At 40.2% G+C, this 16107-nt stretch carries 16 protein-coding genes and 1 riboswitch; of the genes, 12 read left to right on the forward strand and 4 right to left on the reverse strand.

What is annotated here, in order from left to right; genetic code table 11:
• Window positions 1-63: 63 nt before the first annotated feature.
• From BW986_RS22510 to BW986_RS22520, 3 genes are all read right to left on the reverse strand, one after another.
• Complete coding sequence (locus BW986_RS22510; RefSeq protein WP_076370967.1) at window positions 64-1542, reverse strand: sodium:solute symporter family protein; 1479 nt, start codon at window positions 1540-1542, stop codon at window positions 64-66.
• Window positions 1539-1739 carry a DUF3311 domain-containing protein gene (locus tag BW986_RS22515; RefSeq protein WP_048685209.1) on the reverse strand — a complete coding sequence of 67 codons (201 nt, stop codon included), beginning with the start codon at window positions 1737-1739 and terminating at the stop codon, window positions 1539-1541. The genes BW986_RS22510 and BW986_RS22515 overlap by 4 nt, the downstream gene beginning before the upstream one ends.
• Window positions 1740-2027: 288 nt before the next feature.
• The gene (locus BW986_RS22520) at window positions 2028-3371 is read right to left on the reverse strand and encodes an amino acid permease (RefSeq protein WP_076370969.1); all 1344 of its coding nucleotides are present in this window, start codon (window positions 3369-3371) and stop codon (window positions 2028-2030) included.
• A 206-nt stretch (window positions 3372-3577) separates the two neighbouring features.
• Window positions 3578-3656: riboswitch (glycine riboswitch) on the reverse strand.
• 514 nt (window positions 3657-4170) lie between these two features.
• Between BW986_RS22520 and BW986_RS22525 the strand changes: the two genes are divergently transcribed.
• A complete protein-coding gene (locus BW986_RS22525; RefSeq protein ID WP_076370971.1) occupies window positions 4171-5556 on the forward strand; it encodes an amino acid permease in 1386 nt (461 codons plus the stop codon).
• 379 nt (window positions 5557-5935) lie between these two features.
• Window positions 5936-7285 carry an FAD-binding oxidoreductase gene (locus BW986_RS22530; protein WP_076370973.1) on the forward strand — a complete coding sequence of 450 codons (1350 nt, stop codon included), beginning with the start codon at window positions 5936-5938 and terminating at the stop codon, window positions 7283-7285.
• A gap of 106 nt (window positions 7286-7391) precedes the next feature.
• Here the strand turns inward: BW986_RS22530 and BW986_RS22535 are convergent, their stop codons facing one another.
• The gene (locus tag BW986_RS22535; RefSeq protein WP_057278656.1) at window positions 7392-7604 is read right to left on the reverse strand and encodes a hypothetical protein; all 213 of its coding nucleotides are present in this window, start codon (window positions 7602-7604) and stop codon (window positions 7392-7394) included.
• Between the two features lie 471 nt (window positions 7605-8075).
• On the opposite strand from BW986_RS22535, the gene BW986_RS22540 reads away from it, so the two are divergent.
• From BW986_RS22540 to BW986_RS22585, 10 genes are all read left to right on the forward strand, one after another.
• Window positions 8076-8987 (forward strand): LysR family transcriptional regulator, encoded by a 912-nt coding sequence (locus tag BW986_RS22540; protein ID WP_076371203.1) that lies wholly within the window; start codon window positions 8076-8078, stop codon window positions 8985-8987.
• A 133-nt stretch (window positions 8988-9120) separates the two neighbouring features.
• Window positions 9121-10143: an LLM class flavin-dependent oxidoreductase gene (locus BW986_RS22545; RefSeq protein WP_076370975.1), complete on the forward strand. Its 1023-nt coding sequence runs from the start codon at window positions 9121-9123 to the stop codon at window positions 10141-10143.
• 68 nt (window positions 10144-10211) lie between these two features.
• Window positions 10212-11546, forward strand: a complete 1335-nt coding sequence (locus BW986_RS22550) for an LLM class flavin-dependent oxidoreductase (protein ID WP_076370977.1) — start codon at window positions 10212-10214, stop codon at window positions 11544-11546.
• Between the two features lie 36 nt (window positions 11547-11582).
• The gene (locus tag BW986_RS22555) at window positions 11583-11843 is read left to right on the forward strand and encodes a glutaredoxin family protein (protein ID WP_076370979.1); all 261 of its coding nucleotides are present in this window, start codon (window positions 11583-11585) and stop codon (window positions 11841-11843) included.
• A 120-nt stretch (window positions 11844-11963) separates the two neighbouring features.
• Complete coding sequence (locus BW986_RS22560; RefSeq protein ID WP_076370981.1) at window positions 11964-12497, forward strand: GNAT family N-acetyltransferase; 534 nt, start codon at window positions 11964-11966, stop codon at window positions 12495-12497.
• Window positions 12498-12517: 20 nt separating this feature from the next.
• Window positions 12518-13336: an amino acid ABC transporter substrate-binding protein gene (locus BW986_RS22565; protein WP_076370983.1), complete on the forward strand. Its 819-nt coding sequence runs from the start codon at window positions 12518-12520 to the stop codon at window positions 13334-13336.
• Window positions 13337-13367: 31 nt separating this feature from the next.
• A complete protein-coding gene (locus BW986_RS22570) occupies window positions 13368-14075 on the forward strand; it encodes an amino acid ABC transporter permease (RefSeq protein ID WP_076370985.1) in 708 nt (235 codons plus the stop codon).
• A gap of 20 nt (window positions 14076-14095) precedes the next feature.
• On the forward strand, window positions 14096-14806 hold the full coding sequence (locus BW986_RS22575; protein ID WP_076370987.1) for an amino acid ABC transporter permease: 711 nt from the start codon (window positions 14096-14098) through the stop codon (window positions 14804-14806).
• Window positions 14803-15573 carry an amino acid ABC transporter ATP-binding protein gene (locus BW986_RS22580; RefSeq protein ID WP_076370989.1) on the forward strand — a complete coding sequence of 257 codons (771 nt, stop codon included), beginning with the start codon at window positions 14803-14805 and terminating at the stop codon, window positions 15571-15573. The genes BW986_RS22575 and BW986_RS22580 overlap by 4 nt, the downstream gene beginning before the upstream one ends.
• 23 nt (window positions 15574-15596) lie before the next feature.
• Complete coding sequence (locus tag BW986_RS22585) at window positions 15597-16106, forward strand: GNAT family N-acetyltransferase (RefSeq protein WP_076370991.1); 510 nt, start codon at window positions 15597-15599, stop codon at window positions 16104-16106.
• Window position 16107: the final 1 nt, after the last annotated feature.

Here is a 16107-nt window from a genome sequence, read left to right on the forward strand (position 1 = left end):
GGCTCAGTCTTTTGACTGAGCCTTCCTTGTTTATTTATCCAAAAAACGAGTTTCAAAGTTGCTTCATATATCGTTAACGGATTTTGGTTCCAACTGAACCGCGTGCTTCCTGAAAGCAAGACTTACCGTGATCATCACAATGAAATTGACCGCCAAAGCGATGATTCCCACATTCAAATCTTTCGCGGCTTGAGGTAAGGTTGGAAACAAGGTTCCTATAGTTGAAGAACTGAGTGTAATGCAGATTACGATGAATAATCCGGTGATGATGCCGGCGATTGCGCCATATTTATTGATGGGATTATTCTTCTTCAGACTAAAGAGCAGGGACGGGAATAGCTGTGTGATGAGACTGTATCCCATAAGAATTAATGCCGACATCGTTTCGCCGCCGTTTAAGGTGAAGTAGACGGCAATAAGGGCAATGACGGGAACAAGGAACTTTGCCAATCGTACAACGTGACGATCGGATACTGCAGGTGTAAATTCCTTATAGACGTTTTTCGCGAGCAGAGTAGCGACGCTCATCAAAAGCATGGATCCCGGCACCAATGCGGTCAACAATCCAGCTCCGCCGATTATGCCTATAAACCATGGATCAAAGGTCTCGATCGAAAGGCGCAGCAATGAGAGGTCTGCATCTGCTCCAACGAGTCCGGGCACTTTCAATATAGCTGTAAACCCAACGAAAAAGACGAATAACAGCATGAGTGTATATAAAGGGCTGATGATGGCATTTTTTCGAAATACCTTGCCGCTGCGTGCTGAATAGACAGCGCTGAAAACTTGTGGCCACATATAGAAACCGAATACGAGCAATATTACCGTGGAGATAAACCATGATACGCTAAGTCCCTGATCAGGGAACTTTAGAAAACCAGGCTTGGCCGCATCAATCGCTTCAAACATCGGCTGAAATCCGCCAAAGTAATGGATCGGCAGATAAATCCCCAAAAATCCTATTATGGCGACCATCATGATATCTTTAATGACCGCTGTCCAAACTGAACCGTGTATACCGGAGATCATCACATAAATGGTCAGGCTGATCGCCCCCAGCCAAACTGCCTCGGACATTGAGATGGCACCATAAGATGCTTCAGAGACAATGATTCCCAATCCTTTCAGCTGCACGACGATCACTGGAATCATCGACACCACACCGACAAGTGCAGCCAAAATTCCTAAACTGGGACTCTTATATTTGCTCACAAAGAAATCGGATTGAGACATCAGTTTATTTTCTTTGGCATATTTCCATATTTCCGGAAGGAGCCAATAGGATAATACATAAGACAAAGTAATGTAAATTAGAACATATAGAGCGGGTGCGCCCTTGCCATATGCCCAGCCGCTGCCGCCAAGGAAAGAGAAGGTCGTATAGATTTCCCCGGCCATCAGCAGAAAGACGAAAATCGCACCAAAACCACGTCCGCCCACCGTCCATTGTTCCAAGTCCATATCTTTTCCTTTTGAAGAGCGTATCCCTAAAAATATCGATAGAAGTAAAAATGCTAAAATGATTAAGAGAGCAATATTCATTCCTGGTCACCTTCCCGATTCCTGGGATCCAGCTTATACATGATGCCCAATATGGCAGAGGTAAGGACCACCCACATAGCCATCCAGAACATATTGAAAGGCATCCCTAATACGTATGGTTCTATTTTATTAACAAAAGGTAGAAATCCTAGTATGCCTATAAAAGGAACTAGAGTAAGGATATATATTATCTTCATTAAACAAACCCCTCCGTTTTAAATAAGTGAAACGTCCATCAATGGGGTTTATTCTTCAATGCCACTGATGGCTGGGTGAACCAAACCGGGAAGGAAAATTCATGCAAGACGGATTTACCTTCTTTTAAAAAGGTCCGATGATATATATTAGCTTACACTATTTTGATATAAAATTTAATGCAGTTGCCTGATATATTTTAGCAAAAACGCGCCAACTGCCTAATCTTGATGTTTTTCATAGACTGATAAAGCCTTGAATTCAAATTTGAATTCAAGGCTTTATTTCCTTTAGCTATATTTTTTCCGATAGTTATATAGTATCACCAAGAGTATGAACCAGATCGGGGTCAAGAGCAGTGATAGTCGTGTAGCTTCAGCGAATAGCATAACAATAAGGATGAAGAGGAATAATCCTAAAATGGCGTAATTGACAAAGGGTGTAAAAGGAGCCTTGAAAGTTGATTCGGCTCTTAGATCAGGCCTTGTTTTCGAATATTTGATATGGGAGATCAAGATTATGCTCCATACCCAAATGAAACAGATGGCACTGATGGTCGTCACTACGGTAAATGCCTGTTCCGGTATAAGCTTGCTTAATAATGCACCAATTGATACAACGATTGTGGATGTTAATAGGGCATTGCTTGGAACAGCCTGTTTATTTAATTTTTCCAGTTTAGCAGGGGCTTCGCCATTCCTGCTTAACGTATAGAGTATCCGGCTTGTTGAAAATAAACCGCTGTTGCATGCAGAAGCAGCGGATGTCAACACGACGAAGTTGATGATTCCTGCAGCGACGGGAATGCCGATTAACGCAAAGACCTCTACAAATGGGCTGCTCGTGGCATTCAGTTGTGTCCATGGGTTGACACAGAGAATGACGAATAGGGCACCAACATAGAAAAGTAAAATCCGGACAGGGATTTTATTGATGGCAGAGGGAATATTCTTTCTCGGGTTCGCTGTTTCCGCTGCGGAAACCCCGACCAATTCGACACCGACAAATGAGAAGACGACCAACTGTAAAGATAATAGGAATCCGGAAATGCCATTGGGGAACATGCCCCCATGATTCCATAGGTTCGTTACGGAAACCGTTCCGGTATTGGTATTGAAGCCGATGATCAAAAGAATGATTCCTACGATGATCAAGGCAATGATCGTGATCACTTTAATGATAGCAAACCAGAATTCCAATTCGCCAAATAACTTAACGGTCAATAGGTTCAATCCTAACAGAATGACTAGGCATATTAGAGCCGGAATCCATTGAGGGATATCGAACCAATATTGTATATAGACACCGACAGCTATGATATCGGCCATTGCGGTCATGATCCAACAGAACCAATATGTCCAACCTGTCACGAATCCAGCCCATGGACCGACATATTCGGTTGCAAATTCAGTGAATGATGTATAACCTGCATTGGATAATAGCAATTCCCCCAGCGCCCTCATCACAAAAAACAAGGCAATCCCTATTATCAGATAGGAGAATATAATGGAAGGTCCAGCCAATTGTATGGCTTTTCCGGATCCTAAAAATAAACCGGTGCCAATGGTTCCTCCTATTGCAATCAGTTGTACATGTCGATTTTTTAAATCTCTTTTTAATTCCTGTTTAGCCAATTCTTACGCCCCCGTTTTTTATAGTCTTGTTAGTGAATGATTTCAACCTGCATGGTCTTGGAGAGAGGGACGTGATTTTTCGCCCTGCTTGCCTATTCCATTGGTTTTCAAGAGTGTAGTTTTAAGTCCAATCACAAATGGACAATAAAAAAAGAGATTGGATAATACCAATCTCTTAAAGGGCTCAGAATAACAATTCTATCATTCGTTACTCTTCTGTCCTTTTGCCTGAGATTGTGAATCCTTCGGCGCTGCATCTTGTACAGTCTCTCCAGAAGCTGCTCCTGCTATAGTGTCATCCATAGCATTCATCGCTTGCTTGTATGCGGTTGTGAAGAAATGTCTGTCAGTGATAATCTTCCACTGTTGGATCATTCATTATGCTTATAAAATAATATTGGAATTCTATCATCTATTTTTCGGTAGGTCAACAAATTTTTTTGAAATGAAACAGGCATTATTTACAGTTTAATGGTGGTCTGTATTTACTTAAGGTTTAAGCAAAAGTGATTGTTTTCTACTCTTTTTGAACGATCACTATTATAAAATACTGAACATCATTTTTTTAAAATGATATTTTTAGATTAGAAAAACCGACAAGATATTATTGGTAACTGTTTTTTTCAAAAATACAATTGTATTTTTACAGAATATTTACTATTATAAGATAAGAAAACATAATTGAAGTGTTATGTAATATTGATTACGATAAAGCATTTCTAACCGCAATAATTAATAGAGAGTCGCTCGAGGCAAGGATGGAAAAGCATTGCCGATATTGCATCTGGGGGAGTTAATCATGTCGAACAAGGAATTAAAGAGAGGGCTGGAATCAAGACATATTCAAATGATAGCTTTGGGCGGAACCATCGGGGTCGGGTTATTCATGGGTTCTGCGAGCACGATCAAATGGACCGGGCCCTCTGTTATGCTTGCTTATGCAATCGCAGGTATTTTTATATTTTTCATCATGCGTTCCATGGGTGAGATGCTATATTTAGAACCGACTACAGGTTCTTTTGCAAGCTTTGCAAGCAGCTATATACATCCCTTGGCAGGTTATATGACTGCTTGGAGCAATTGGTTTCAATGGGTAATCGTCGGAATGTCCGAAATCATCGCGGTTGGGTTGTATATGCAATATTGGTTCCCGGAGTTACCTACTTGGATACCAGGTGTGGTCGCCATGATCATCTTGGGGGCGGCAAACCTCATTTCCGTTAAATCCTTCGGGGAATTTGAATTTTGGTTTGCGCTTATAAAAATCATAACGATTATATTGATGATCATTGCCGGCCTTGGCCTTATCTTCTTTGGAATAGGAAATGGCGGGGATGCAATTGGATTATCGAATCTTTGGGCAAATGGCGGCTTCTTTACGGGAGGCTGGACAGGATTCTTCTTCGCGCTTTCCCTTGTCGTGGCTTCCTATCAAGGCGTGGAGCTTATCGGCATAACAGCAGGAGAAGCGAAAAATCCAACAAAAACCGTAACAAAAGCGATCCAATCAATCATTTGGCGCATATTAATTTTCTACATTGGTGCCATATTCGTCATCGTGACAGTCTTCCCTTGGGATCAACTGGATGACTTAGGCAGTCCATTTGTTTCAACCTTTGCCAAAATAGGTATCACTGCAGCGGCAGGCATCATTAATTTTGTCGTAATCACTGCAGCAATGTCTGGATGCAACAGTGGGATTTTCAGTGCAGGACGTATGCTTTACACACTGGCATTGAATGGCCAAGCTCCGAAAGCCTTCGCTAAAGTATCTAAAAATGGAGTGCCGGCATATTGCACGATCGCTGTACTTTTAGGATTGGGCATCGGGGTTATCCTGAATTACCTTGCACCGCCGCAATTATTCCTTTATGTGTACAGTGCGAGTGTATTGCCCGGGATGATTCCATGGTTTGTCTTACTTATCAGTGAGCTTAAATTCAGAAAGGTGAATGCTGCTGAAATGGAGAAACATCCGTTCAAAATGCCGTTGGCCCCTTTCAGTAACTATGCGACAATTGCCTTTTTACTGATGGTGCTGGTCGGTATGTGGATCAATCCTAGTACAAGGATTTCCTTGATAGTCGGGATCGTTTTTCTAGCCTTGGTCGCAGCAAGTTATTACATCCTGAAAATGGATAAACGAACACCATTGGATGTTAAATCCGATGATGAGATTTCTTGATAAGAAATACTATTAGAAAGCCCTTCTCTTAATTCGAGAAGGGCTTTTTTTGTCTTTGTGCATCAATTGTTGGAATTCACGAGTAAATACGTGGAATTCACGAGTAAAACCGTTGAATTCACGAGTAAAGCGGTTGAATTCACGAGTAAAACGGTTGAATTCACGAGTAAAGCTGGAATTCACGAGTAAATGCGTGGAATTCACGAGTAAATGCGTGGAATTCACGAGTAAAACCGTTGAATTCACGAGTAAATGCGTTGAATTCACGAGTAAAGCTAATTTGACCCCATTACAAGGAAGGGCCAGCAAGGGAAATGTACCGTCCTGCCAGGTTTTTTCATAGGATGTAACATATTTACCCGAGGAAGGGGTTATCTTTTTGGAAAGAACAAAGCTTACCGGGCGTATCATTACACCTAATGATGCTGAGTATGAGCAAGCCAGGATAAATAATAATTTAAGTTTTGCTAAATTCCCAAAGGTTATTGTGTTTTGTCAAAATTCCAATGATGTGTTGAATTCATTGAAATGGGCCCGGGAAAATCATGTACCTTTCCGGGTTAGGAGCGGCAGGCATAGTTATGAAAATTTTTCATTAGTGAATGGCGGTCTAATCATTGATATTAGTGAAATGTACAATATCAAGGTCAATCGTGAAAAGATGATCTCAAAAATTGAAGCCGGAGCTGATTTAGGGCGGGTATATAATACGTTATGGAACTATGGCACGACGATTCCGGCAGGGACCGAAAGCAGTGTTGGTGTTGTAGGTCTTACGCTCGGTGGTGGAATAGGTATGTTAACGAGGCACTTTGGACTTACTTGTGATAATCTTCTTGAAATAGAAATGGTAAGGGCGTGTGGAAAGAGGGGCGCCAAACTCATTAAAGCAAATAGGGAAATCAATAGTGATTTATTTTGGGCATGCTGCGGGGGAGGAGGGGGAAACTTTGGCATAGTCACTTCTCTTACTTTCAGGGTACACCCCGTATCAAGGGTATCCATTTTCTCCGTCACATGGGGGTGGGAAGATTTCGAAGCGGTGTTTGAAGCCTGGCAGGATTGGGCCCCTCAAGCTGATGAATGCTTAACTTCAGAAATAGAATTCAAGGCAAAGGAAGCAAACGAAATTATTGCTCAAGGTGAATTTGTTGGAGCGTCACATAGATTGAAGCTGCTATTAAAGCCTTTGACAAAAGCCGGTTCACCAATAAATGTCATGATAAAGGAAGTCCCATACATTGAAGCCGTAAGATTCTTTGATTATCCAGCTGGAAACCAACCGGCGTATCGAAAGAGGTCAGGATCTTTCATTGAAAAAGCTTTTCCACAGCAAGCAATCATGACCATGAAGCATTTTTTGGAAAATGCTCCAAATGAAAATGCAGCCATCTGGCACCAATCCCTGGGAGGGGTGGCGGGCCTTAAAGATCCAAAGGAGACAGCTTTTTATTATCGCGATGCCATCATCGCCCAGGAGTATCAGGCTACATGGACCAATCCAGAAGAAGAACGGCTAAACATCCGGTGGATCAAGGACCTGAAGCGCGCCTTGTCGCCATTCACTACAGGTGACTACGTGAATTGGCCGGATACTCTAATCAAAGATTGGCCAACTGCGTACTATGGAGAAAATTTTAAACGGCTTCGGGAAGTGAAAACGAGGTATGATCCATACAATGCGTTTAAGTTCCCTCAAAGCATACCTCCATTAAATAAGTGGGGTTGAAAAGCTTGGATATATCAAAAATATCCATTATAAAGGCCTATCCCTAAATTGGATATAGGCCTCTTTCTTCTTGTTTTGAATCAATTAATCGAGATAATACTCAAAATCATTCTGCTTGCTGAGCTTGTACTGTATTGTAAACCTGATTTACTGAAGATTGGGCTTGGGCAATTTCTTGAGCAGCTTGTTTAATGGCTTCTTGTGCCAAAGTTGGATCAGAGGAAGATTTTTCAATTGCTTGTGAAAGTAAGGTTTGCGTAAGGGTGACATTTGCTTTTGCTTGATTTAATTGATTGATATCAATTTGTTGTTGAGGCATGAAGTTTCTCTCCTTATGTCATTATTGGAATTACTCCATTAGGATGACCTTTCTTTTCTTTTTTATAAGGAGAAAAATATATAATTTAGGCAGGATGGACAGCTTGGAAATGTTCTGTAACAGGAAAAAAATCCAATGGAATAAACAACAAATTCGTAAAAAAGTTAGGATTGAAAAGAGGCAGAAAGAGAATGGAATTATTCGTTTTATTTACTTGGAATCCTTAAATTTTCATCGGCATAATTAGTATTACGTTCCTTGAATATCATAATGTATGAAAACGCAAAAAATTTATCGTGACTTTTTGCTTGTTCAGTTAATTAAATTATACTTTACTTATTGGTTTTATCAGATTAAAATCGGAGAAAGAATTATTATAAGAGGATGAGCTGATTGGACAACCGAAAGCTCCTGAACGCGATAAGCGAACAGGAGCTTTTTGCGTTCATTTTGGAAAAAGGAGTTGGCAAGATGAATATTGATCATATTGAAGCTTTTATGTATGTTGTTCACCTTAATAGTTTTCATAAAGCCGCAGAGGCAATGTTTTTATCACAGCCAACGGTTTCGGCAAGAATTAAGACGCTTGAGAGTGAACTCGATTCAGTACTATTTGAGAGGCAAGGGAGAGGGATTATTTTAACTGAAAAAGGGAAAGCATTCATTCCATTTGCGGATCAAATCATTCGTACCTTTCACCAGGGGAAAAAGCAGTTGAAAACAGGAAGCGAACTGGAGGAAATAACGATAGGGGCTAATATCATTACATCGCAATACTTTATTCCATATGCTCTTCCTTTATGGAAAAAGGAAAACCCCAATTTACGATTTAAATTTATTTCAGCAGCAAATGATGCATTAATGGAAAAATTGCTTCAGAAACAGGTCGATATAGCCTTTATGAAGGATGTTACACATAGTGGTCTGCAAAATTACAAAACCCTGGATAATTCGATTCGTTTAGTGGTGTATCCAGGACATCCATTTCAACTTCAAACTGAGCTAACAGTTCAGGAACTAGCAATGGAGCCGTTGGTATTTTTTGAGTGTGGTGCGTTTGACTGGAACCACGTTCATAAAATTTTTGAAGTATCTAATGTTGAGCCGCGCATTGAATTTCAGGTCGATCACCTGGAAGTGGCGAAATCGCTAATTCTTAGCAGAAGCTGTATCGGATTTTTACCGTACTTATGTATTAAAAAGGAGTTAGAACAGGGAACTTTGGTTGAAGTGGATGTGTCACATTTAATCAAGATAAAGCAGCACATCTATCTGACGCATTTAAATCATGGTATGGAATCCCCCTTATTATGGAAAGACATTCTTTTATCAATACGGAAATTTGAGAAAAACCATCAACAATTACAGATACAATCGAATTGATAGATATTTTCTATCAATACAATATTTTTTTCTATTAGTTAAACCATTGCCATTAGCATGTTTTAGGTGATAGGATATGTCAAAATATAATTATTCGCATAAGTAAACTTTGAATTAAAGCGGAGGAGAGAATATGAGTTATAAGCTTGGCATTTTAGACCAAAGCCCGATATTTCCAGGAGCTTCAGCATTTGATGCACTACAGCAAACCATTAATCTGGCCAGACATGCAGAAGAGTGGGGTTATACCCGTTTCTGGGTATCGGAACATCATCATGCCGAACAGCTGGCGGGGTCCTCCCCGGAAGTATTGATTTCTTATTTATTAGCCCAAACAAAATCGATTCGGGTAGGGTCCGGAGGTGTTATGCTTCAGCATTATAGTCCATATAAAGTGGCGGAAAACTTTCACGTGTTATCGAATCTTTCGCCAGGCAGGGTAGACCTTGGCATCGGAAAGGCACCAGGTGGTCTCCCCTTATCAACGAAGGCGCTACAGTTTGGAACTGTGAATGATGGAAAAGATTTCGAAGAGCGGTTATCTTTCCTGCAGAAAATACTCGAAAATTCAGTTAATGAGAATCACCCGCCTGCAGGCATTCAAGCGACACCACTCCCTTCGGAAAAGCCTAAGATGTTTCTGCTTGGTGCAAGTGCCGACAGTGCCAGGCTAGCAGCCGATCTTGGGATATCTTATGTATTTGCACGATTTATCAACAGTAATGAGACTGTACTTGAAGATGCTGCACGCATTTACCAAAGTATCCATCCAACTGGGAGCTTTAAGGTATCGGTTTCAGTGATTGCTGCTCCTTCACAACAAGAAGCGGAACAGTTAACAGGTGATCAGAAGATCATGAAAGTTCATCTCAAAAGCGGTCGTTCTGTCACGGTCCAAACACTAGCGCAAGCAGAGTTATTCGGGAAGCAGTCTGGGGAGCCTTACGAAATAGAAGAACAGGATTCCAATATTATTGCTGGAACTCCTTCCTATGTAAAAGAAGTCTTAGCAAATTTACATGAAAAGTACGGGGTAGATGAGTTTATCCTACATTCGCCGATATTAAAGGAAGCAGAAAGGTTCAGATCTTTTCGATTGTTGAGTCCAATTCAATTAGCCTTATCTGAAGAGAAACACGTTACGAGCCAAAATTAAAAAGTCTTCAGCAATTAGGGAAGATGGTAGATGAATCCATATACCGATTAATTAAAGGAGGAGTATTGATGACTGAGCAGAGAAAGTTGAAGTTTGGAGCGCTTATTCATGGAGTTGGAGGGAGTATATCCGGTTGGAGACATCCAGACATTCAAGCAGATGCCAGTGTTAGTCTTGAATTTTATAAGGAGCAGGCCCAGAAGGCTGAAGAGGGAAAGTTCGATTTACTTTTCATTGCTGACGGATTGTTTATCAATGAGAAGTCAATTCCGCATTTTTTAAATCGATTTGAACCACTTACCATTTTATCCGCACTTGCTGCTTTCACATCAAGAATAGGGCTTGTCGGAACAGTTTCCACCTCATACAGTGAGCCATTTACAGTAGCTCGGCAATTTGCGTCACTTGATCACATTAGTCAAGGTCGTGGAGGATGGAACCTTGTTACTACCCCTCTTGAGAGTACGGCCTTGAACTATAACAAAACGATTGAAGAACACCCTGATCATGCCAAACGCTATCGGATAGCATCAGAATATATACAAGTCACCAAAGGACTTTGGGATTCATGGGAGGATGACGCGTTTACTCGGGATAAAGAATCCGGTGAGTTTTTTGATCCTTCTAAAATGCATCAATTAAAGCATAAAGGAGAATTTTTCTCCGTGCAAGGACCACTCAACATTGCCAGATCTAAACAGGGGAGACCTGTCGTTTTTCAAGCTGGTTCATCAGAAGCTGGCAAAAATTTTGCGGCTAAAGAAGCGGATGCAATCTTTACAGGTCAACCAACATTGGAAGATGCAAAGATTTTTTATCAAGATGTAAAAAACAGGGCTATTGCATTCGGGAGAAATCCTGATGAAATTGTTATTCTGCCAGGTATCGCGCCAATCATTGGTGCAACTGAGGAAGAGGCGGAGCACAAATATCAAGAACTCGCTAACCTGGTTTCCATAGATAAGGCGCTTGACTATTTGGGACGTTACTTCGATCATCATGATTTTTCCCAATATGAACTGGATGCACCTTTTCCAAATCTCGGGGACATCGGAAAAAACAGTTTCCGGAGTACGACTGATCGAATTAAACAGGAAGCGAAGGAGAAACAGTTAACGCTCCGTCAAGTAGCACTTAAGGAGACAACACCCCGGACTTCTTTTATTGGAACTCCAGAGAAAGTAGCGCATTTGATTCAGCAATGGTTTGAAGAGAAGGGGGCGGACGGATTTATCTTTTCTTCAAGTGTTCCAAATGCATTAAGTGACTTTGTAGACTATGTGGTCCCTATCCTTCAAAAAAGGGGAATATATCGTACAGAATATGAAGCAGAAACCTTAAGAGGCAACTTGGGGCTTCCATTCCCGGAAAATCGTTATGCGAAAGAAAGCATTAATCAATGATTGAAATCATTTGAAAAATAAAAGGAGGAATAAGAAATGGGAGAAGCGTTATCTGTCGTCGTTTGGTCAAAACAAGGATGTCACTATTGCGAGGAGGTTAAACAATACTTAAAAGAAAAGGAGATCGCTTATCAAACGGTGGATGTTACCAATCATGATGATCGGCGAGATATTTTAGAAATCAAATATGGTGTTCGGTATGTGCCCATTATTGAAATCGGGCGAGGTAGCATATATGAGAGCGTAACGGAAATTGGAATTCCTCATCTTGAAAAAGTACTTAAACGTGTACAATGACAAAAAATCACGCGTTAAATCTGAGTTTATAAGTATGACTGATTGAATTAAGGAAAGATTGCATAAATAAATCCGACTATTCTTGTGTAAATAATATGTTATAGAAACGGGGAGTTAATCATGACACAGTTAATCCGTCTTGCCACTATAAAGGATGCTCCAGAAGTGCTGAACGTCACCCTTCGGGCTTATGAACCAATCAGAGAATTGAATATTAATTTTCTTGCTGCGACAGCTGATTTGCAGCTAGTGACGAATAATATTAGGCGGAATCTCACTTATGTTTTAGAACAGGAGGGCCAAATTGTTTCCACCGTGACAGTTCGTCCTCCATGGAATGATCCTGATCAATTCAGTCCGTACCCATTCATTTGGTGGTTTGCAGTCGACCCTCTATACAAACAAAAAGGTTTTGGCTCGACTTTGTTAACCTGGGTGGAAGAAAATGCACTTCGTAAACAGGTGAAGGCGCCGGCTGTTTATTTGGCGACAGCTGATCGTCATCCTTGGCTTGTTTCTATTTATGAAAGAAGAGGTTATGAGATTTTTGCTGAACGAGACCACGATGGAGAAAAAATTGTGTATCTTCGCAAAATTCTAGATGAAACGCTGTATCGCATTATTGAAAATAAAGAACCAATTGTTAGTAATTAAAAATGTTCGGGGGAATTGAGATGAAAAAAACATTACTAATTGTTATGGCATTGCTACTAACTTTTTTAGGAGCTTGTTCTTCAGAAGAAACAACCAGTACAGCAAAATCTGGGGATTCAAAAGATAAAAAAGTTCAAAAAATCATTGTTGGAACAGGGACGCAATTCCCTAATATTTGCTTTTTGGATAAGAATGGTAAGCTGACAGGGTATGATGTCGAGTTGGTTCGTCAAATCGATGAAAAGCTGCCTGAATATGAATTTGAATTTAAAACGATGGAATTTTCTAATCTATTATTAAGTTTAGAAACGAACAAAATAGATTTTGTTGCTCATCAAATGGAAATGAATGATGAACGGAAAGAAAAATTTCTATTTAATAAAGAACCATACAATGTCTTTCCGCTTCAAGTTACAGTTCATCAGAACAACAATGATATTCATTCCATTAAAGATCTAAAAGGAAAAAAAGCGATAGTGAGTGCAACGAGCAATTCTGCTGTTTTTCTTGAAAATTATAATAAAGAAAATAATGCCGGTATTGAAATTGTCTATTCTGGCCAAGGAGCAGATGATACGAAGAATCAAATCAAAACTGGACGGGCGGATGCTACCATTACTACACCATTTGCAGTCGACTTCTTAAATAAACAAGCAGATGCACAGCAAAAAGTTGTGGGTGAGCCGCTTCTTAATTCAAAAGTATACTTTTTGCTAAGAAAAGACGAAACGCCTTTACAGAAAAGAATTGATGAAGCACTTTTGGAACTGAAAGAAGAAGGGGTAGTTAGCGAACTAAGTAAAAAGTGGCTGGGCGCAGACTATTCAGTGGGATTTTAATAGATAGTAGTAAGCGCGGAGGTGCTAAAGCATGGGGAAAGCATTTGATCCTTCATTAATCGTCGATTTCATTCCGACGTTAATATATTATCTTGGAGTAACATTGCAAATTCTAGCAGCATCCGTTTTATTAGGAATGGTCATCGGGATAACGGCAGCCATCCTGAGATCATTTCGTATCCCTGTCTTGAATCAATTTGTCATATTGTATATTTCATTCATTCGGGGAACGCCTATTTTAATACAATTATTTCTAGTTTTTTATGGACTGCCTGCAATCCTGTTATTCATTAATATTGATATTTCAAGAATGGATGCCCTTTATTTTGTCATCATTACGTATGCATTAAGTAATGGGGCACATTTCGCTGAAATATTCCGAGGAGCGATTAAGGCTGTCGATTATGGGCAAACGGAAGCAGCCTATTCTGTTGGCATGAATAATAGTCAAAGTTTTTTTCGAATTGTGCTTCCTCAGGCAATAAGGATTGCTTTTCCGAATATCGCAAACTCTATTATCGGATCCTTGAAGGATACCTCACTTGCCTTTACCATCGGCGTGATGGATATGATGGGCAGGGGAGAGACGTTGATTGCCGCAACTGCACATGCTCTCGAAGTCTACCTCTCATTAGCCGTTATCTATTATGCAGTCGTGCTATTGTTCGAGAAAATATTCAGGCTTTATGAAAATCGCATAAATCGGCATCAATCTGTTGATATGTCTGTTACTGGATAACAAAGGGAGGAGGGAAGGACTTGACGATTGATATACTATTCATTTGGACTGCTTTTAAGGAGATTATTAGAGCACTTCCGATTACGCTTATCTTAACGATTCTTCCTCTTTTTACAGGTTTTATTATCGGTCTCGCTGTTGCCTTGATTAGAATATATAAAGTGAAATTTCTAAGCAGAATTGCAAATGGCTATGTTTCCTTCTTTAGAGGAACACCGATTATCATGCACATAATGCTCATTTATTTCGGTTTTCCATTATTAATCGATCAAATTTCTAAAAAGTTTGATTTGGGTATTCAATCTAATTCCATTCCGATCATTTTATTTGTCTTAACCGCCTTATCGTTGAGTGCGGGTGCCTATTTATCGGAAATATTCAGATCGGGAATTATCAGTGTCTCCAATGGCCAAATGGAGGCAGCCTATTCCGTGGGGATGAATTCGTTTCAAGTCATGACGCGAATTGTATTGCCACAGGCCATTGCTCAGTCCATCCCGAATTTCACGAACATTTTCATTGGATTTCTGCATACGTCATCCATTGCTTTCATTGTATCGCAAAAAGAAATGACAGGAGCAGCCAATATAGTTGCATCCACAAATTTGAAATTTTTGGAGTCTTTTATCGCTGCTGGTTTAATTTATTGGGGCCTTACAATCATTGCAGAGGGGCTTTCGTTTTTAATTGAGAAAAAGGCCACTGCCTATAATCGAGGAGGAGTACAATGATTCATTTAAAAGATATACAAAAATCATTTAACCAGCAGCCCGTTTTAAAAGGAATTAATTTAAAAATAGGCAAGGGGGAAGTAGTTACCATTCTTGGACCGAGTGGATCTGGGAAAACGACCTTGCTTAGGTGCCTGAACTTACTGGAGAAACCAGATGAGGGAATCGTTCAAGTGGGAGATATACAGGTGAAGTCTAAGAAGGCGACAAAAAGGGAAATCTTATCCCTTAGAAGACAATCGGCAATGGTTTTTCAGCATTATAACTTATTTGCTCATAAAACTGTTTTGGAGAATGTAATGGAAGGGTTAATTGTTACAAAAAAATATAAGAAAGCTGAAGCGAAACGGGAAAGTGAGCTGTTGTTGGAAAAAGTAGGTTTGGGAGATAAGCATAACCATTTCCCTTCGCAATTGTCAGGAGGGCAACAGCAACGTGTTGGAATTGCCAGGGCACTTGCTTTAAATCCGGAGGTCATTCTTTTTGACGAGCCAACGTCGGCACTCGACCCTGAGTTGGTTGGGGAGGTGCTTTCTGTCATAAAAGCAATTGCCCTGGAAGGCATCACGATGGTGATCGTGACCCATGAAATGAGTTTTGCTAAAGAGATATCGGATCGCGTTCTTTTCATGGATGGCGGGGTCATTGTTGAAGAAGGGTCACCATTGGAGATTTTCAATGCTCCAAAGGAAGAGCGAACACGACAATTTTTAAACCGGATATCCAGAGATTTTTCGGTACCGTTTTTAGAAGAAAAGGCCAATTAAAGGAAGGGGCCAAGGGAGGACGTATGACCAATACAATCGTAGTCGATGAATTGATTGAAGAAGATAAAGAGACGGTGCGCCGCTTATTGGTAGAAAGTTATCAACAATATGAACATGAATATTCGAACCCGGAAGCTTGGGAAGGATATTTAAAAAATATTAAATCTTCCGTGGATAATCCACATGTTGATAAGGTGTTGGTTGCAAAGTGCAATCAGGATATCCTTGGTACACTACAGCTTTTTCAATCATCTGAAAAAGCATATGAAAAGCCGGAACTTGGGATTTTTTCACCAATCATTCGGTTGTTGGCGGTTCATCCCGAATCAAGGGGACGCGGTATTGCACAGGAATTATTAAAAGCTAGTGTAACTTATGCAAAATCGCAAGGTGCGTCCAGTTTGTATCTACATTCTACTGATAAGATGCATAAAGCCATTAAACTATATGAATGGTTCGGCTTTAAACGGGATCGAACGAAGGAATTTCAAAATCATGATATTTTAGTAAAATGCTATCGGTTAGATTTATAGA

Source organism: Peribacillus simplex (genome assembly GCF_900156045.1).
GTDB lineage: Bacteria > Bacillota > Bacilli > Bacillales > DSM-1321 > Peribacillus > Peribacillus simplex_D.